The 18,257-nt window shown below is 45.7% G+C and carries 16 protein-coding genes; 4 read left to right on the forward strand and 12 right to left on the reverse strand.

The features are described 5' to 3' along the window. Position 1 precedes the first annotated feature (1 nt). The 4 genes from AC6I8U_RS16910 to AC6I8U_RS16925 all read right to left on the reverse strand — a co-directional run bounded on the left by AC6I8U_RS16910 (position 2) and on the right by AC6I8U_RS16925 (position 6,721). Entirely contained in the window at positions 2-3,094 is a 3,093-nt protein-coding gene (locus tag AC6I8U_RS16910; protein WP_498019668.1) for an alpha-amylase family glycosyl hydrolase, read from the reverse strand. A gap of 116 nt (positions 3,095-3,210) precedes the next feature. Further along, on the reverse strand, positions 3,211-5,523 hold the full coding sequence (locus AC6I8U_RS16915) for a starch-binding protein (protein WP_498018998.1): 2,313 nt from the start codon (positions 5,521-5,523) through the stop codon (positions 3,211-3,213). A gap of 416 nt (positions 5,524-5,939) precedes the next feature. Further along, entirely contained in the window at positions 5,940-6,302 is a 363-nt protein-coding gene (locus tag AC6I8U_RS16920) for an MmcQ/YjbR family DNA-binding protein (protein ID WP_498018999.1), read from the reverse strand. Positions 6,303-6,325: 23 nt separating this feature from the next. Continuing rightward, a complete protein-coding gene (locus AC6I8U_RS16925; RefSeq protein ID WP_498019000.1) occupies positions 6,326-6,721 on the reverse strand; it encodes an ACT domain-containing protein in 396 nt (131 codons plus the stop codon). 195 nt (positions 6,722-6,916) lie between these two features. Between AC6I8U_RS16925 and AC6I8U_RS16930 the strand changes: the two genes are divergently transcribed. After that, the gene (locus tag AC6I8U_RS16930; protein ID WP_498019001.1) at positions 6,917-7,126 is read left to right on the forward strand and encodes a hypothetical protein; all 210 of its coding nucleotides are present in this window, start codon (positions 6,917-6,919) and stop codon (positions 7,124-7,126) included. Between the two features lie 51 nt (positions 7,127-7,177). On the opposite strand, the gene AC6I8U_RS16935 is transcribed toward AC6I8U_RS16930, so the two are convergent. Both AC6I8U_RS16935 and AC6I8U_RS16940 read right to left on the reverse strand, forming a co-directional pair. Further along, the gene (locus tag AC6I8U_RS16935) at positions 7,178-8,119 is read right to left on the reverse strand and encodes an electron transfer flavoprotein subunit alpha/FixB family protein (RefSeq protein WP_498019002.1); all 942 of its coding nucleotides are present in this window, start codon (positions 8,117-8,119) and stop codon (positions 7,178-7,180) included. A 10-nt stretch (positions 8,120-8,129) separates the two neighbouring features. Then, entirely contained in the window at positions 8,130-8,879 is a 750-nt protein-coding gene (locus tag AC6I8U_RS16940; protein WP_498019003.1) for an electron transfer flavoprotein subunit beta/FixA family protein, read from the reverse strand. Positions 8,880-9,016: 137 nt separating this feature from the next. On the opposite strand from AC6I8U_RS16940, the gene AC6I8U_RS16945 reads away from it, so the two are divergent. Then, the gene (locus AC6I8U_RS16945; RefSeq protein ID WP_498019004.1) at positions 9,017-10,684 is read left to right on the forward strand and encodes an electron transfer flavoprotein-ubiquinone oxidoreductase; all 1,668 of its coding nucleotides are present in this window, start codon (positions 9,017-9,019) and stop codon (positions 10,682-10,684) included. Between the two features lie 350 nt (positions 10,685-11,034). Here the strand turns inward: AC6I8U_RS16945 and AC6I8U_RS16950 are convergent, their stop codons facing one another. Beyond that, entirely contained in the window at positions 11,035-12,228 is a 1,194-nt protein-coding gene (locus tag AC6I8U_RS16950; protein ID WP_498019005.1) for a C45 family autoproteolytic acyltransferase/hydrolase, read from the reverse strand. 135 nt (positions 12,229-12,363) lie between these two features. Here AC6I8U_RS16950 and AC6I8U_RS16955 point away from each other — a divergent pair, with 135 nt between their 5' ends. Continuing rightward, positions 12,364-12,777: a helix-turn-helix domain-containing protein gene (locus AC6I8U_RS16955; protein ID WP_498019006.1), complete on the forward strand. Its 414-nt coding sequence runs from the start codon at positions 12,364-12,366 to the stop codon at positions 12,775-12,777. Positions 12,778-12,910: 133 nt separating this feature from the next. After that, a complete protein-coding gene (locus AC6I8U_RS16960; RefSeq protein WP_498019007.1) occupies positions 12,911-13,273 on the forward strand; it encodes a hypothetical protein in 363 nt (120 codons plus the stop codon). A 506-nt stretch (positions 13,274-13,779) separates the two neighbouring features. Here the strand turns inward: AC6I8U_RS16960 and AC6I8U_RS16965 are convergent. The 5 genes from AC6I8U_RS16965 to AC6I8U_RS16985 all read right to left on the reverse strand — a co-directional run bounded on the left by AC6I8U_RS16965 (position 13,780) and on the right by AC6I8U_RS16985 (position 18,246). Further along, positions 13,780-14,415, reverse strand: coding sequence for a hypothetical protein (locus tag AC6I8U_RS16965; protein WP_498019008.1), 636 nt, complete (start codon positions 14,413-14,415; stop codon positions 13,780-13,782). Positions 14,416-14,610: 195 nt separating this feature from the next. Continuing rightward, on the reverse strand, positions 14,611-15,369 hold the full coding sequence (locus AC6I8U_RS16970; RefSeq protein ID WP_042470355.1) for an SDR family oxidoreductase: 759 nt from the start codon (positions 15,367-15,369) through the stop codon (positions 14,611-14,613). A gap of 13 nt (positions 15,370-15,382) precedes the next feature. After that, positions 15,383-16,297, reverse strand: coding sequence for a 3-hydroxyisobutyrate dehydrogenase (gene mmsB / locus AC6I8U_RS16975; RefSeq protein ID WP_498019009.1), 915 nt, complete (start codon positions 16,295-16,297; stop codon positions 15,383-15,385). 33 nt (positions 16,298-16,330) lie between these two features. After that, positions 16,331-17,455 carry an enoyl-CoA hydratase/isomerase family protein gene (locus AC6I8U_RS16980; RefSeq protein ID WP_498019010.1) on the reverse strand — a complete coding sequence of 375 codons (1,125 nt, stop codon included), beginning with the start codon at positions 17,453-17,455 and terminating at the stop codon, positions 16,331-16,333. A gap of 8 nt (positions 17,456-17,463) precedes the next feature. Beyond that, on the reverse strand, positions 17,464-18,246 hold the full coding sequence (locus tag AC6I8U_RS16985) for an enoyl-CoA hydratase (protein WP_498019011.1): 783 nt from the start codon (positions 18,244-18,246) through the stop codon (positions 17,464-17,466). Positions 18,247-18,257: the final 11 nt, after the last annotated feature.

Below are 18,257 nucleotides of genomic sequence, written 5' to 3' on the forward strand. Positions count from 1 at the left end.
ATTATTTCAGGTATTTACCGCTACTACCGATCTGTCCGCCGCCATTTAGTACCCAGACTCGTACAGAATGTGCAGGAACATTAAATGTAAAGCTGCCACCACTCACCTGTTTAGTTTCACCCGATACCGCATCGGTATAGGTGCCGTTCTGTACGTTACTAACGCTGATCTGCTGATTACCACCAGCCGCTAATCCAACTACTGCATAGCTACCTTCTGAGCTCAAATCACGAACAAAACTCATACCGGCACCCCATTCGTTTACTTCACTCATAGGAGCCTTTTGTAGCGCTGGCACGGCAGAGCGAATCATATTAAGACGTTTAATATGCTGATAGAGCGGATGTGACTGGGTTGCTCCAGCGTTTTCTAAGTGCTCGCCATAATAAGCACGACCGGTCTGATCAATGGTGTCATTTGCACTCGCAATGTCTTGTGGAAGACCCGCTTGGAACATGATTTCTTCACCATAGTACAACGTAGGTATACCGCGCGCGGTCCACAGTAAGTTGTACACCGTCGCAGCATTCGCTTCCTCACCACCGAATCGATATTTGAAATCATTGTCAGGACCCACATCATGATTCTGGAAGAAGGTGACGAGTTTAGTTGCATCGCCATATACCCAATCCATCGAGAATATGCCCCCTACACCACCAAAGTGACCTCGTGTGACATTGTCACGGAACGTGGAAAATAATGAGAAATCAAGTACCGAGAAACCAGAGTCGCCACCACCATTTGGGTTCGATGGATCTTGAGTTGTTCGGGTATACCACCAAGGACGGATGACAGCCGACGCATTATCGTTGGCAATCTCAGAGCCCCAACCGGTGCCCTTCACCAAGTTCTCACCAAACACAAACAAATCCGGTTTGTGGGCTTTCCAGTTATTCACATACTCTAAAAGCTCATCGCGTTCGACATGTTTAACCGTATCCAAACGGATGGCATCAACACCCATATCGAGATACTGACGTATCGCAGTATTGATGTAGTCTTTAACGTTTTGGTTGCCAGTGGCTAAATCTATTGTATCGCCCGCCATATGCTTGCGTTGAAGCGCTTCCGGATTTTCCCAGTCACCACCTGACATAAACCCATCCAGATGATACCAATCTGGGTCTAGCCCTTGAGCATCAATGCCGAAGAAGCGATTGGGGTCGTAACCAGCAAGCGGCAGCGTGACACCTGTTTTCGGGTCGACGATGGGCTGTATCCCCTCGGGGTCCGAATTACATGCCTCGCGATACCACGGTGGTGCCACTGGGTTATCATCATCACATCGATTGACCGTTGAGTAGTCACCCAAGTTTCCTTGATAAGGACCATTATCAATCAGACCTTGAGTTGAACCTTGCGGAACGTAGTACTTGATTGGCATATGATCTATCCAAACATGACCACGCAAGCCGTATTGGCTTGAATGGTTAATTACCACATCTTGAATGACCTTAAGTCCTTTAGCATGGGCCGCATTAATGAAGTCTTGATAACTCCCGCCTTCCGATTCTAGCCTAGGATCAACCGTGTAGAAGTCATAAGCATGATAACCGTGATAGTCGAGACCAGAGCGGTTCTCAACGGGTGGCGTCACCCAAATCGCAGTGAAACCGAGGTCTTTAATGTAATCCAATTGCTGAATCAAACCTTTGAAGTCACCACGCCATTGCGGATCACCTTCTTTGTAACGGTCTCGATTGTAGTAATTGTTACTGCTATCACCATCGTAGAATCGTGCCGTCATCAAGAAGTAAATCGTTTCGCTTCTAAAATCTCCCCCTCCAATACTTGTATCACCTATACGATATTGAAAAGACTGAAGCTCCCGATTACCCGACGCATCAACAGCCAAGGTGCGGATCTCCAAGTCAACGCCAGAAGTAATATCATTGGCTGTAAACACTTGGTTGTTATATTGGCTGCTTTGCTCAGTTGGTTCTGAGCCATCTGTCGTGAAATATAGCTTAGGGGCGCTATCTTGATTGTCATTGACGCTGAGCGTTATTGACTGACTATCGGCATAGCTGCCCGCACTTGGAGATGCAACCACAGAAGGCGGGGTTGTATCCGCGCCACCCTGCTGAGTGACAACTAAACTCTTGTCGACTGCATTAAAGCAAATCTCATAGTCTCCCGCGTTTGCAATACGGTAATCTTCTGCTGGATAGCTTTCGGTCCAATCGCCGTAGTGATCAACTTTGAACCTAGGATCCGCTCCGCCAAAGCTTTGCTCTGTGCAATACAAATCCGCACCAGAAGATGTCATTTTAAGTGCTGCCCAATTGTTTGGGGTTCCACGGAAGTACCATGAGTCGGTACTCGTTGCTCCGACTGATATCATCAAGCTCGCTCGTGCAGATAGTCCTTGGTTATCTTCCACCGTAACGGATACTTCTTGTTGTCCCGCTTGATTAAAAGTCACATCGATCGATTCTGTCGTTTCCCCTGTATTCCACAGGAAAGACGCAATTGAGCCATCAGGATCATAAGAGTTAGCCGCGGAGAAGGTTACCGTCGTACCAACGTCGACTGACGAGCTAGCGGAAGAGTCAATCTGAGCCACAGGAGCTTGATTTTCGTCCCCTGTTTGAATCAAAGTATAAGCGAGTGTTTGATCATCAACCTCAACATCATAGGTACCAATAATGCTGGTAATAATGTCATCACCTGAGAAGTCTAGAACTCCGTCGTTATCATTATCACCATAGTTTTGAGTCCAGTCCCCGAGTACATCGAATTTGAACCTTTGGTTAGACTGCCCATCAAAGTTAACAGAAACACGCCACAAGCTTTCTGATACTCGTGTCATTGGCGTTGAAGCCCAGTTGTTCGCCGTACCTCTAAAATAAAGCTGGCTAAAACGCGAATCTGATGCTGATTCACAACTGGAAGCCGCTTCGACCGATACTTGCTTGCTGTTGGCATCAAACTGTATAACTAATGTTTGGTCGTTGCTAACAGTATAGTCACTCGAAGGATAACTCTCTGTCCAATTGCCATCTCGGTCGACCTTAAACCTTGGTCCTCCTGATTGATCACCACTGCTAAACACTTGGCAAATCTCATATTTGTTGCCCCCTTTTGAAGACATTTGTGCTGCTGCCCAATCATTGGACGTACCACGATAGAACCATTCTGCGGACACTGGCGACGTTACCGTCGCCACGCCGAGCATGGTCAAAATAAGCTTGCTCATGCTCGTAATCCTTATTGCTTGGTTATAGTGATTTGCTTAGTTGCGCTATTGAAGTCAATCTTATAGCTCGCGTAATCTCCAACTTGGTAGTCACTACTCGGGTAGGCCTCGGTCCAGCTGCCACTATCAATTTTGAAGCGTGCAGGCGTCTCTTCACCATTAAAGCTTTGCTGTGTTGTATAGAGACCAGAGTTAGCATCGTAGGTCAGCTTAGCTAGACCCCAAGCGTTTGAAGTGCCGCGGAAATACCAGGTTTCATCTCCGCCAACAGCTGTACTTTGGCAGTTATACAGTGACTGCCATTGACCATTCTTGAAGCAAAGTTCGGGAGCTGACGTGCTTAAGTCTGCTGATTTATTGTTACCAGCATTGCTAAAGATCGCGTTGAGGCTTTGTACACCCACACCAAAATCATGGCAGTACACACCATTTTCTTCTTTTAACGTCACTCCAGGCCAGGTTGCATTAGCTACGGACTGATCTGCAACCACACTCCAGTAATACAGCGTTGGCTCTGAATGATTTTCTGCATTGTCATAGCAGACCTTACTACCGATTACGGGATCTGGACCGCCGTTATCACCACCGTCACCATTAACTGTGAAACCACAAGCTACTAGTGAGTCCCATTTGCCATTTGAGAAACATTGACCAGAACTAGCGATCAAGTCCTCAGTTTGATTTGCACCATTATCAGAGAAAATCACATTAACACTGTCTACTACCACACCAAGATCGTGACAGAAATAATCTCCATTTGACGTCATTGAGACACCTGGCCACGTCGCGTTAGCAATGCTGCCTGCCGGCGTTGCATTCCAGTAATATAAGTTCGGATTATTTAGTCCCGCACGATTGTCGATACAAATCGCGGTCGTATTGACTGGACTATCAGGCGTTGGTGTTGGTCCTGGCGTCGGCTCAGTACACCCTGCACACACTTTTGCTCCTACGTGAATTGCCGCTGCATCATGCTTGGCAACCGTAAAGTGAGCGTAACCAGACGAATCGACCGAAATAGTAGGTCCGTCACAGGTGCCTGTGTCAGAATCAAAGTTGCCTGCAATCACGTCACAATACTCACCAGAAGGCATTCCGGTTTGAAACCCTTGGTCGATGGATTTATTGTCATCGCGGTTGATCGCTACGAAGCCTAACCCTCCTCGTCCAAAGGCAACTTGGTTATACCCATCATCCCACCAATTGGTGACACGCCACTCTGAAGCGGTATGATTTCGGAACGCGACCATATTGGCAACACCTCGCCATTTGTGTTCGCATACCCAGTTACCACCATCGAATCCACAAGCATTACCTGAGTGGACACCTGCTGAAGGTGGTCCAGCATCAAAATCATTATTGAAGTAGTAACCAGACATAATTTTGGGATAACCATACGGATAGGCTAACGTGAACACATTTCCTAGCATGTATAAATTACCAAAATCTTGATGACTCAATACTTGCCCTGGATTGTGTCGCTCTTCATCGTGGTTAGTGACAAAGGTCACCGCCTGATCACTCGATAGCCAACCACCCCAACTGCCAATACCTTGCAGATCTTTAATTCCGCCATGCTTAAACTTAGGCCCGAGCGTTCTTGCAAAATTGAACTCTGTTACATCACCAATATAGGTGTATTCACCCGGCTGAACTGGTTCACCGCCCGCTCCAATCACTTCTTGGAATATATAAGGGTTTCCATTGAGCTTACTTTTAATGGCAGCAATATCGCCTGCTGGCATGTGTTTCGCTGCATCTATTCTAAATCCAGTCACACCCATGCTAATCGCATCATTCATATAATCCGCTATTTTCTGGCGGACATATTCAGATTCCGTTTTTAAGTCATTTAAACCCACGAGGTCACAATTCTGTATGGACCAGCGATCACCATAATTTATATCGTCGGTACAGTTGTGAAAATCGTTACCACCAAACGGGACCTCTGGGAAATTGCGGTCCCATGCTGCCATATGGTTAATTACGGCATCAACGTATATATCAACCCCAACCGATTTACAGCGGTCTACCATACTTTGAAAGTCTTGACGGCTACCACTTCTGCCCTCAAACGAGTAGCTTACTGGCTGATAACGAGACCACCAAGCCTGATTATCAACACTTTTTTGAGGTGGAGATACTTGCACAGCTGAAAAACCTTTAGGGCCTAAGAATGTCTCACATTCTGTCGCAATATCATTCCAGCGCCATTCAAATAGATGCACAAATGTGGTTCTCGGTACCTCTGACGCGGTGCTAATAGAGGGAAAGGCTAGTCCCGCAAGAATTAATCCTGCAGCCAAGCTTAACTTAGGTTTCATTTCTATTCCTTATTTATAGATTTAATTTCAAACAACATAAACAACCAAAAATAAGGTAGGCACTAAATTTACATCTGTAATTGTCTATTTTTTCTAACGTGAGTAGCATCATAAACTGTACAATAAACGCACAATTCGATTGAAGCAGAATCACTAAATGTGTATTTAAATTGTATTTCTGTGAATAGAAACTCAGGAAATATAACTATCATTATATTTACCTGATTTATAAACGATATTTTTTCGCCTTTGCAGATGTCACATTTTGTTTAACTACATACAGTGATCAAAATTACGTTTTTTGAGTATAATTTTCACTATTTCAACAATGGAACACCGGATATGAAAGGAGAATTAAAGAATAGATTTGAGTGAATCACTCTATTTGCACAGTATATTTTGACGGTAGAATACTACTAGACATCGATTCCGAGTTCTGCTCTTTTTCGTTTGCTCAATCCCAATGCAACAATACGATATGATTCACCGATGTAGTATCGTAACTCCTCATCGAGATGTCCTTGCGTCTCGGTTTGTTGAATCCATTTCATTCCACGATTAGCGAAATACGGTGCGGGGCGATAGCCCTCATGGTCACTGAGAAAATCGAAATTTAGATCCGAGGTTTTGAATATATACGCTTCACTGCCTTCTTTGCTCCACCCTCCGATAGCAAAGACCTTTCCTCCAACCTTCCAAACATGCGCATCTCCCCATTGGACTACATGCGATGTCGCCGTAAATGAACTGCAAAAGTCATTAAACTCATCATACTTCATAGTATTTCTTCCCTTTTAAGCCGTTAGTTCGCAAACTCCAGCAGTGCTGAAAGTGCTTCATCAGCCTTAGTAGATTGCACAAAGATATGGTCGTGATAATAGGCAGCGACGACATTTGCACTGATACCTCGTTGGGAAAGCTTGTTAGACACCGCAGCAGTTAAACCGACGGCTTCGAGGCTAGAGTGGACATTTAAGGTGATCATTCTAAAGACACCTTCATACTCAAGGTCTGCTTGCCTAGCCTGCGATAAAGGCAGTATCAGGGTGAGTCCTTCTCGCTCTTTAAAAGACCCTATAATGTCGAGTTCAGTGTATTCACTTAGCGATCCGTTGCAGGTGCAAAAGACAAACTCTTCATCGACCAAGCTCGGCTCCATGGAGGCTAGTAGTTGGTCTAAATCAGTAATCCCAGACATTTCGTATCCTTTGAGTTCCCATTTGTGGTTTGAATATGTTGCAATTCATCGACGCCTACAGCAAGTATCAATAACTTAAAGTTATTAGATCATCACGAAACCAAAGTAATCCCTATGATATAGTCACGACCGTTGCAGTAGTCGGGACGTCAGTTCTGACTCAATAATATTAATATAGGTAGGAAGCCGTTCGTTTTGAATAGAGAATCAAAGCTACTTGTAGTCGCAATTGCGATTGCTCTTCTCAATATCCTGTCGCACCTTTTGTTATCGAAGTTCTTTACTGAGTACTCATGGGTCGAAATGTCTTTGGCTTCAATTCCATTTATCATGATGTTGATGTGTTTGTTTGCAGTGCGCTACGCGGCGAGGACTCTGAAGGAAAGCGATAAAGACGAAGGCTAAGGTCGTAGCCTTAGCCTGTATTCGGTCATTGAGCTTCAGCTACGCACTGCTTTAAGGAACTTTATCTATCAGTTCAGGCATAATTTCGAACAAATCTCCGACCAAACCATAATCTGCCACCTCAAAGATTGGCGCATCTGGGTCACTATTTATCGCCACGATGACTTTTGAGTCTTTCATCCCTGCCATATGCTGTATCGCGCCGGAGATTCCAACGGCGATATAAAGGTCTGGGGCTACTATCTTCCCGGTTTGACCGACTTGTAGATCATTAGACACATACCCGGCGTCCACCGCGGCTCTCGATGCGCCTATAGCACCGCCAAGTTTATCTGCAAGCCTCTCTACTAAGGCGAAATTCTCTTTACTCGCTAGGCCTCGTCCACCTGAAATTACAACGTTTGCACTCGACAAATCGGGTCTTTCGTTCACCGTTTGTTCAATACCAATAAACTCACTAATAGTATTTGCTGTCTCTGTCGCATCGAGATTAACGACAGGAGCCGAATCTTGACCCAGCGCACATGCTTGAAACGCAGACCCGCGAACGGTCAACACGATTTTACTATCGTTGGACTGCACCTTAGCAAGCGCATTACCTGCATAGATAGGACGAATGAATGTATTTGCAGACTCAATGCTGATCACATCCGATACCTGCCCAACGTCTAACAACGCTGCAACTCTTGGCAGCAAGTTTTTACCGAAGGTCGTTGCAGCCGCCAACACATGGCTATGGTCTTTCGCTAAACCAAAGACTGCTGGTGTTAACGTTTCTGCTAGTGGATTTTGGTATCTTTCATCGTCTATTTGATACACCTGGGTTACACCGACAGCTCCACTCAGTGTATCGGTAACACTCGAACATTGATGCCCAATGACCAATACTGAGACGGCTCCACCTAACTGTGATGCGGCATTTAATGCCTTCAGCGTATCTGGAGCAATGTTGTTATTGTCATGCTCGGCAATGACCAAAACTCGCGTATCCATAATACTCTCCCTAAAGCACATTGGCGTCGTTTTTAAGCTTATCCACCAGCTCATCGACCGTGGCAACCATCACCCCTGCGCTTCTAGCAACTGGCGGTGTAACTTTCAGTATTGTTTGATGGCTAATCACATCGACATCGAGGTCTTCTAACTTGATAAGGTCCATCGGCTTTTTCTTAGCTTTCATAATATTAGGAAGTGACGCGTAACGAGGCTCATTTAACCTAAGGTCAGTACTGATGATCGCTGGCATTTCTAGGCGATTGGTCTCTAACCCACCATCCACTTCCCTGGTTACAGTTACGTGTGTACCTGAAGCGACCAGCTTTGATGTGAAAGTACCCTGAGGACGGTCAGTGATCGCAGACAACATCTGAGCGACTTGATTGTTATCGGTATCGATGGACTGTTTACCGAGTAAAACTAATTTAGGCTTTTCTCGTTCCATGATTTGTTTTAGTACTTTGGCAACCGACAACGGCTCTAGCTCTTGTATCGCTTCAATATGGATTGCTCGGTCTGCTCCGAGTGCCAGCGCGCCGCGCAACGTCTCCTGCACGCTAGTATCACCAATGGAGACCACTATAACCTCCTTGGCAACACCAGCTTCCTTTAATCGAATCGCCTCCTCCACCGCAATTTCACAAAACGGGTTCATCGACATCTTCATATTACTTGTCTCAACCCCGGTTCCATCGCTTTTTACACGGATCTTCGCATAAGGGTCTATTACACGCTTTATCGCCACTAATACCTTCATGTTCACTCCCTAATTCGACGTTCAACGGCTCGGATTGACCATAAACTGAGCTTAGTAAAGTTTACGTTTACGTCAACTGCATTATATTTATACGTAGGAAGTTTTGAATCCGATGTTTGGCAACAAAGGTGTACATAATGGAAAGAGAATCAATGGAGTTTGATGTCGTGATTGTCGGTGCAGGACCGGCTGGCCTCTCGGCAGCCATTCGGCTAGCTCAGCTTTCTCATGATCAAAACCAAACCCTTTCCGTGTGCGTGATTGAGAAAGGGTCGGAGGTTGGCGCACATATTCTTTCTGGTGCCCTATTCGAAACCAGAGCTTTAGATGAACTGCTACCAGACTGGCGTGAGATGAATGCTCCCATAGCCAATCCTGTTAGTGACGACGAGTTTATTTATCTAACAACACATTTAAATCATCTTAAAGTTCCTAGCGCAATGGTGCCCTGTACTTTAAAAAACTCATCAGATAATCACGCGATAAGCCTAGGCAAACTCTGCAGCTGGCTTGCACAGCAGGCAGAGCAGTTGGGCGTTGAGATCTTTCCTGGCTTTGCCGCGAGTAAAGTGTTGTATGACTCTGAGCAACGCGTTATCGGGGTGCAAACCACGGATATGGGAGTCGATAAACAAGGAGAGAAAAAACCAACATTCGAACTCGGTATCAATTTATTAGCCAAGTATACTGTGTTTGCTGAAGGATCGCGCGGACATCTAGGTAAGTCGCTCATCAACAAGTTCTCATTAGACAAGAACAAACAGCCACAACACTATGCTCTCGGCTTTAAAGAACTTTGGCAACTCCCTGACGATCATCCCCACTACTCTAAAGGCAAAGTGCTACACGGAGTTGGGTGGCCATTATCCGAAAGCGCTACCACAGGTGGCAGCTTTCTATACCATCTTGAATCAAACCAAGTTGCGGTAGGTTTGATCGTTGACCTTAACTACGCCAATCCTCACCTGAATCCCTTTGAGGAGTTTCAACGCTTCAAACACCACCGTGCCATAGCCAAATATTTGCAAGGTGGAGAACGCTTGTGTTTTGGGGCTCGCGCTATTACCAAAGGTGGAATACGTTCATTGCCTAAACAACAGTTCCCGGGAGGATTACTGATTGGCTGTGATGCTGGCACATTAAATATGGGGAAAATCAAGGGTACCCATACAGCGATGAAATCAGGAATGATTGCGGCTGAAGCGGTCTTTGAACAATTGTCTGCCGGACAGGTTCATCAGGAAGCCGATTATCAAAGTCGGTTTGAAAGCTCGTGGTTATATAAAGAACTGGCATCGACTCGAAACTTTGGCGCTAACCTGCACAAGTTTGGAGAACCGTTGGGCGGCCTACTTAATGTAATAGAACAAAACTGGTGGTCTAGACTCTTTAAGAGCCCTATTCCATTGAAAGTGACTGATAACATTGAGGATCATATGGCACTCAAAACGAAAGACAGTACAACGCCCATAAATTATCAGAAACCAGATGGCGTTTTGAGTTTTGATAGACCCTCTTCATTGTTTTTATCTGGCACACAGCATGAAGAAAACCAACCCTGTCATTTACACCTTACTGATTCTACTTTGGTGCTGGATACACATATCCCCCTCTACAATGAACCGAGTCAACGCTACTGCCCTGCTGGTGTCTATGAAATCGTTGATGTTGAGGGCAACCGTAAGCTACAAATAAACGCAACTAACTGTTTGCATTGTAAAACCTGTGATATTAAAGACCCTTCAGCGAATATCGACTGGACAGCACCCGAAGGTGGCGGAGGACCGAACTATAGAGGAATGTAGCGGTCAACATAAGGCAAACGTCCTTGTCCTATTATCTTTTCTTCTATCAACTAGTGAGGGCTAATCTTAGCTCTCATGCCGAATAGTATGCTCAGCACTCCAGATTAAATGCCTTAGCTCTATCTCACCTTGCTTTCGACGTTTGGCATCTCCGCATTCTTTATCTGAGGCTGATCGCCCTCGACTTTCTAACTCTTGCACCACTTCTTCACTATAGCCATATGCCAGAGACTGACAAAGTTCATAATTGTCCTGATACTTTAATGGGGTATGATCACATCCTACGAGAGCAATAAATAAAATCCCCAGCAAGTAGCGAAGTCTCATTAACTTAACCGTTAAGATGCCCATTATTTTTCAAGACACACTTTCTGAAAGTCATTCCACTCTCCCACGCCTGGCGCTACTTCCATACATCCTGATTTTGTATCCATCACCGCTGTTAATGTCGTAATAAAATCAGAACCATAGGCTGCGTGTTGGGCGATGGGTTTAGTATTCAGGACATATTTAGCGGCATCAACATTGCCCTCCGGCGTATTGTCGATGAACTGCTGTGCGAATTCTGCTCGCCACTCTGTATAGGCGGTAGCAACCGTGCGTTGCTTACTTTTCTCACCTAAACCAACAGATTCTGCGAAAGCTTGCATGACGCCTGGGCGCTCAGAGTGGTTAGCATGACCAACACCCGCAGGACGTTTAATTATGTAGTTCTCACCATCAAGCATCTCTACGCCAACGGTGTTACCAGTGCTATCAGCAAAGTTAAAGTGAGAAGCCACTACTGTGCGGTATTGGTCGAGGATCTTTTCCGCATCATCAACACTCTTAGCATTGCGCACGAGATAGTTTTGAAGTGCACCTAGCTCAATTGCGCTGTCTGCTTCTAGCCCAACACCTTTGGAATCCGTGCCTTGGAAGTTAATCACAACACCAATATCTTTACCCAGCGTCTGACCTGAGCCATAGAAGCCAGACGCCATCACTTGTACATAGTCATCAGCTTGCAATACCCAGTAGTTGCCTCCAGAAAGCGATGGCGTATCGTTTACCTGACCAACAACACCCGTACCAGCAAAACTTACTGTTGTACATCCAGTTAGTGCAGACTGGGCTGCCGACGCCAATGCTGCATCTAGCTGCGATAGAGTGAACATGGTTTCCAAAGAAATGCCACCTACTGTTGCCAGTGCCTCAACGATTTCAAAATATTCCGGGTTTAACTTTCGTGAGTTTTCCAGCACCTTCATCGAGCTTTTCTCGAACTCGACCACATTTATCCCTGCTAGCTTATAGACGTATTGCGCTTCCTCAATACCACGTCGCACTTCTTCGCCTACCTGCTTTTCAAATAGCTCAGCGTAGTCTGCCGGCTTTACGCCGCGAATATCCACAATAGGTAGGCTTTCTTGCTGCACAAATGCTTGCGGAGCATAGTAAGGCTGATTTACATCCAGGCCTGGAGCTGGCTCAAGAGAAATCGCCTGAGCTGCGCCAGATAGTGCAAGTGCAGTAGCAAGGATTGCGCGTTTAGTCGTTAGCATGGTGTTTACCCTCATCTATTTGGTTAATCAGTTGAGACCGCTCTAGTCTCTGTGTCTGGCTACTAAATTATCATTTCAAATTTCCGAAATTCAGATACCATTAAGGGACTGATTCCAGAAAAACGGACAAACGCTATGGCAGAAATAGAAACTGAAGGATTCGAGTTTTTTGGCGTTGAAGAGACGGTATTTCGAAAAATGGTCATAGAGCGGATCGAAGCTCTCATGGTTCAAGAAGGACTCTCTAAAAACGGACTGGCTAAAAAGGCGGACATTGGTCGTTCTTCTCTTTATGAGAAAATGGATCGAGAAGCGAAGAGCCACTTCACCATTTTGGACTTTTTCCGAATTGCAAAAGCGCTCGACGTAAGCTTACTGCAATTGTTTCCGATGACTCAGTTAGAACGATTACATGGTGGTCAGTTGCCGCTTTCTGCCAGTACGCTAAAGTTCCTCGATCTCATGTTAGCGGCCCCGAAAGAGGACATCGAGTTTCTCTCTAACTTCTACGCGTCTTTGAAAAAACGCGATGGTGACAGCGAAGGCTAACACCCCAAATGCGCATCCATAATTCGTATAATGCGCCCCAATCATTTCCGAATAATGGAAATGCCCTCTAGTAATCTAAGCCTCAATCACACACAACGTGCTTACTTTGAGCTAAAGATTACCGGAGGTAGCCATGAAAGCCATCCATAGAGTTTTTCTAACCCCTTTACTAACACTTGCCCTGTGCTCTACAGCATTGGCTGCTAAATCACCAGAGGCTACATCTAGAACCAATCAAACAGAACAATATGCGATGGTCATCGCCTCAGGGAAATTGCTCAGCCTTACCCAATGGAAAGTTGAAGTCGACTTTGGGCAAGAATTGGAGATAGGGATTAGGAACAAAGATTTATTGAGAGATGAAAGCGGTAAAACACTGGCTTTTAACTCTCCTATGGACGCTCTGAACTATATGAACGCTCAAGGATGGATCCTAGTCTCTGCCAATACGTCCGACAATCGTTTTACTGCCATTATTAAACGATCAGTGAGATAGCCACGAATTAGCTAATATAGGAGTGGTTATGCGAAGAACAAACGATATTGCTGTGTGCATGGATTATGAGGATGCCCAGACTGAAACTCAGTGTCCACAACCTCTGTGCAAAAAAACAGCTCAACGCTATCTAAACAAGCTTAAACATAATTTTGGTGGTGCAGATGTTGCTAGGCCTAACAGTGAGAAGATATTGATCTTAGCCTGTTTAGTGACAGTGAATAGCGAAATATTTGTCGACTGTAGACTGCCGTTTAAAATAGCACTCAGGGGACAGCCCTTAGTCACGGAGCCTGATTGGTCGTTTGACTACGACAAAAGGATAAGATTAATCCAAATACTTCATCTATTGTCCAATATGGTTCAGAGGAAGAACCTGAGGCAAAGCACAATTGTCGCAGACGCGTATTATGCTGCCCTTGAATTATTTGAAGACATTGAGTGTAGTATCCAAAAGAAAAGCCTCAACGGTTGCTGAGGCTTTTCGGAATATAACTAATAGCGCATTATTGAGCTTTCAAAGCAAACTCATCCAAACGTACTTCAGTCTGCTTACCGATATCACCATCCATATTGATGCCAGACGTATCGGTGATACGCATTCTGGTGTAGATAACGGCGCTGGTATTATCACCAGAGTTAAACGAAAGTGACGCTTGGCGGAATGACTTCTTCACCGCACCTTTAGGGCTGTCAGAAAGATCAGTAACATGAATTGATTTCTCTTTGAGTGTCTTTCCGTTTGCACCGAGTACACCAGCAAGTAGTTGGCTCGGTGAGTTATCACCCTTCTTGTCGTTGTAGTAGAACGAAAGCGTATAGTCAGTGTTCGGTTTCAGACCCGCGACTTCTTGACTCACACCCGGAGTAGCTGAGAAATCATCCGTCGCATTTCTAAAGCGAATGCGCACTGAGCCTTCATCATCAAAAGCCGTGTCTTTTGAGCTACCAACATCGCCTTTTCCGTTCTTGTTATCCGCTTCTTTACGCCAAAAATCACTCTTACCTTTGTTGCTTCTAAACTCAGTAAACTGGGGATCTTGTAACAGCTCATTTGAAGAAGAGGTAATCACTTGAGTAGATGCTTGTGCAGCGCCCGCCATTAGGCTCGCAACCGCTAATCCAAGTAAGATTTTTTTCATTGTAGATGTCCTTGTTATCGTTGTAGGGTCTCCAGATGGATAACAAACATACTACAATGCTATTGTATTACTTAATGTGATTGAGCAAGCAATTTTAGACGATGATATAAGTCCAGCACACCTATAATCATAAAAACAAAGACCCCTACCTTTTCAGGTAGAGGTCACAAGACTCATAACGCTGAAAGTAAATAACTAGATAACAAGCCCACCGTCTACCTCAATCACGCGACCATTAACATACTCGTTTTCAAGAATATAACGAACGGTATGGGCGATTTCTGACGGGTCAGCCATTCGACGCACTGGCACCATATTCTCTAAGCGCTCACGCGCTTCTGGCTTCATGGAAGCAGTCATCGACGTTTCTACAACACCCGGTGCAATCGCTACCGAACGGATACCGTAACGAGCCAGCTCTTTACCCCATACTGATGACATGGTCGCAACCGCTGCCTTAGAAGCTGCGTAGTTGGTTTGCCCCATATTACCCGCTCGTGAGACGCTAGAGATGTTGATGATGACACCGCGAGAATCTGACTCAATCATCTTCACTGCAGCCTCACGACCGCACAGAAAAGTGCCCGTAAGGTTGACATTAATGACCGCATTGAAGTCACCCAGAGACATCTTAGTGATTTCGCCCCCTCTTGCTTTAACGAGCATGCCATCACGGAGAATTCCGGCATTGTTGACGAGACCGTTAAGAGCACCAAATTCAGTGACAATGTCACTAAATACCTGCTCCACTTGTTCCTCATTGGTGACATCGACTTGATAAGTTTGCGCTTTTACCCCAAATGCCTCGCAGAGTTCTTTTGTCTCTGTTAAGGCGTCTTGATTGACATCGAGCAGTGCCAAGCTCGCTCCCTGCGAAGCTAGGCTTGTCGCCATAGTTTGACCTAATCCTTGTCCTGCACCAGTAATAGCGATAACGCTCTGTTCAAGTTCCATTTACTTCTCCCTTCTACTGCTTATTGCTAAAAAACTCAAAAAGACTTGAGAAATCTAACTCCGCATTTCCGTTTCGGTTATGGAGTGCGTAGAGACTGTGAGCTAACGCTCCCATGGGCACTGAAGATTGGCTCAATTTCGCCGCATCTAACCCAAGCCCCAAATCCTTTGACATCAACTTACACATAAAACCGGGAGTATATTGGTGGCTCGCTGGCGCGTGCTCCAAAACTCCCGGACAAGGGTTATATAGTTCTAAAACCCAGTTTCTTCCAGAACTCTGTAGCATAATATTTGATAACACCTCAGGATTGAGATCGTTATCCACACCAAGATTAAGGGCTTCACATGTCGCTGCCATGACAGAACCCAATAATAAGTTGTTGCATATCTTTGCCATTTGACCGTCGCCCGCTTTCCCAGCGTGAAACACGTTTTTCCCAATATGAGACAAAATGGCTTTCGCCTTACTAAAAGCAGAGTCCGTTCCACCAACAATAAAGGTCAGCGTGCCAGCCGTGGCACCTGCAACACCGCCAGAAACAGGCGCATCGACAAACTCGATGCCTTTTTCAGAGGCAACGCTAGCGACTGCTTTCGCCGTATCCGGGTCAATCGTCGAGCAATCAATCAAGAACGTATCGTCGGAGATGAGCTCAAGCACCCCTTCATCAGATTCGGTACCAAGGATCACTGCCTTAACATGCTCACCCGCAGGTAACATGGTTACGACGATATTGGCACTCTCTACGGTATCTCTTAGGCTTGAGCATCCCACCGCACCTTCTTTCTTCAACGCGTCAATAAGCGCTGGCACACGGTCATAAGCACGAACGGCAAACCCAGCTTTAAGCAGGTTACTCGCCATAGGACTTCCCATGTTTCCAAGCCCGACAAAAGCAATCGTGGTGTTAGCTTGCTCGTTCATAATTATCTCCTTAATTATTCCACCGTAGTTGACTCAATAGTGTCCAAGTTTGGCGAGAGGATGCTCTTCATCGCGCCATAATGAGGTGAATAGCTCATCAATGACGCTTCTATCCACCAAGCTGACATGTTGATACTTCCAGTTCGGCATACCATCCTTATCAACTAAACGAGCGCGCACGCCTTCCTGAAACTCACCGAGAAGAACACTTCTAAGTCCGAGGATTAGCTCAAGTCGGAAGCAGTCGGCTAAAGATAAGTGACTGTAATTCTTGATTTGTCTAAAACAGATGTGTGCTGTAATAGCGCTACCGTCCATAAGGTTTTGCTTAGCAGCCTCCATCCACTTTTCGTGACAAGGTAACGCCATGATATTGGCGTACACATCGGTGAGGTTATCTGAGTCACATGCTAACGATATATCAGGAAGTAGTGGTTTAAGGTGCGCTTCAGGCTTAGCGATATTGGCCTTGTCGGATAACTCGCTAAGGATTTCAGTGATGTAGTCATAGCTGTCTTCAACGCTATCCCACTCAGCGCTTTGAAGTTGGCCTATCAATCTCTGTTTATCAGAAGGCGCGTTTAGATGGTCAGCGAGATGGATATCTAACGCATCGGTGGCATTCATCATAACGCCAGTTAGTCCGAGAAACAGACCAATACTGTCTTCTAGTTGATTTAAAAAATAGGTGGCACCCACATCGGGAAAGAGACCAATATTAATCTCTGGCATCGCGAGTCGAGAGTCTGGCGTTACCACCTTATGGCTCGCGCCCATAAACAGCCCCATTCCACCCCCCATGACAATACCTTCTCCCCATGCAATGATGGGTTTGCAATAAGTGTGGATTAGGTAATCGCACTCGTATTCGGTCGCAAAAAACTGCTCACCATAGGCTTTTGCATCGTCTAAAGGCCCCTGTTTCATCTTGTCATGCAGAGCACGTACATCGCCACCAGCACAAAAGGCCTTATCGCCTGAGCCATCCAATAGAACGCAAAGTACGTTGTCATCCTCATGCCACACCTCTAACTGCTGCTTCAACAGCACTAACATGTCGAAGGTCAGTGCGTTGAGTGCTTTCGGATTATTGAGTGTAGCAATACCAATCACATTGCCATTGTCACAGCTAACTTCCTGGAACTGGACTGGTGCCATAAAACCTCCTAACGATTCTTCCATTGAGGTGGACGTTTCTCTAGAAATGCATTCACGCCCTCTGCTTGATCCTCGGTATCGAACAATTGAATAAATAACTCCCGCTCTTTGACTAAACCGTGCGATACAAAATGACCTCGGTTGTTTTGAATAAGCGTTTTACATGCTGCTACTGATGAAGGCGACTGATTGGCGACTTGTTGAGCAAGCTTACTCGCAGCTCCTAAGGCTTGCCCCTTACCTACAACCTCCTCGACCAGCTTAATTTGCAATGCTTGCTGGGCTGAAACTTGCTCACCACACAAGATTATTCGTTTTGCCCAGCCCTCCCCGACTAACGCCGTGAGATTTTGAGTACCACCGGCACAAGGCAATAATCCCACTTTCGCTTCAGGCAAGGCGAGCACAGCGTGTGTCTCAGCAATACGAATGTCACAAGCTAGCGCGACTTCTAGGCCTCCTCCCATAGCGTAGCCATTGATGGCGGCGATCGACACTCCACGAAACTGTGATAAGGCTTCGAACGCTTCACCAAAAGCGCGTGACATCAAACAAGCACTCTCTTTATCGCCGCCTGCAAACACATTTAAATCTGCACCAGCAGAAAAAAACTTCTCTCCTTGCCCGGTGATAACTAAAGCATAGACCTCTCTGTTAGCGTTCAGCTCATCGACTAAGCTTTTTAGGTTGTTGAGACTTGCCGCCGTCCAGGTGTTCGCTGGCGGGTTGCTGATCGTGATCATTGCAACGTGATCCTGAATTTGATGAGGAATCAATGATGACTCAGACATGAGGCGTTCTC

This window comes from Vibrio sp. KUL80, from assembly GCF_059725495.1.

Coding starts and splice junctions, on each gene's coding strand:
- AC6I8U_RS16910 (WP_498019668.1), bottom strand. CDS start 3,094: ATGTCTTCAAAAGGGGGCAACAAATATGAGATTTGCCAAGTGTTTAGC.
- AC6I8U_RS16915 (WP_498018998.1), bottom strand. CDS start 5,523: ATGAAACCTAAGTTAAGCTTGGCTGCAGGATTAATTCTTGCGGGACTA.
- AC6I8U_RS16920 (WP_498018999.1), bottom strand. CDS start 6,302: ATGAAGTATGATGAGTTTAATGACTTTTGCAGTTCATTTACGGCGACA.
- AC6I8U_RS16925 (WP_498019000.1), bottom strand. CDS start 6,721: ATGTCTGGGATTACTGATTTAGACCAACTACTAGCCTCCATGGAGCCG.
- AC6I8U_RS16935 (WP_498019002.1), bottom strand. CDS start 8,119: ATGGATACGCGAGTTTTGGTCATTGCCGAGCATGACAATAACAACATT.
- AC6I8U_RS16940 (WP_498019003.1), bottom strand. CDS start 8,879: ATGAAGGTATTAGTGGCGATAAAGCGTGTAATAGACCCTTATGCGAAG.
- AC6I8U_RS16945 (WP_498019004.1), top strand. CDS start 9,017: ATGGAAAGAGAATCAATGGAGTTTGATGTCGTGATTGTCGGTGCAGGA.
- AC6I8U_RS16950 (WP_498019005.1), bottom strand. CDS start 12,228: ATGCTAACGACTAAACGCGCAATCCTTGCTACTGCACTTGCACTATCT.
- AC6I8U_RS16955 (WP_498019006.1), top strand. CDS start 12,364: ATGGCAGAAATAGAAACTGAAGGATTCGAGTTTTTTGGCGTTGAAGAG.
- AC6I8U_RS16960 (WP_498019007.1), top strand. CDS start 12,911: ATGAAAGCCATCCATAGAGTTTTTCTAACCCCTTTACTAACACTTGCC.
- AC6I8U_RS16965 (WP_498019008.1), bottom strand. CDS start 14,415: ATGAAAAAAATCTTACTTGGATTAGCGGTTGCGAGCCTAATGGCGGGC.
- AC6I8U_RS16970 (WP_042470355.1), bottom strand. CDS start 15,369: ATGGAACTTGAACAGAGCGTTATCGCTATTACTGGTGCAGGACAAGGA.
- mmsB (WP_498019009.1), bottom strand. CDS start 16,297: ATGAACGAGCAAGCTAACACCACGATTGCTTTTGTCGGGCTTGGAAAC.
- AC6I8U_RS16980 (WP_498019010.1), bottom strand. CDS start 17,455: ATGGCACCAGTCCAGTTCCAGGAAGTTAGCTGTGACAATGGCAATGTG.
- AC6I8U_RS16985 (WP_498019011.1), bottom strand. CDS start 18,246: ATGTCTGAGTCATCATTGATTCCTCATCAAATTCAGGATCACGTTGCA.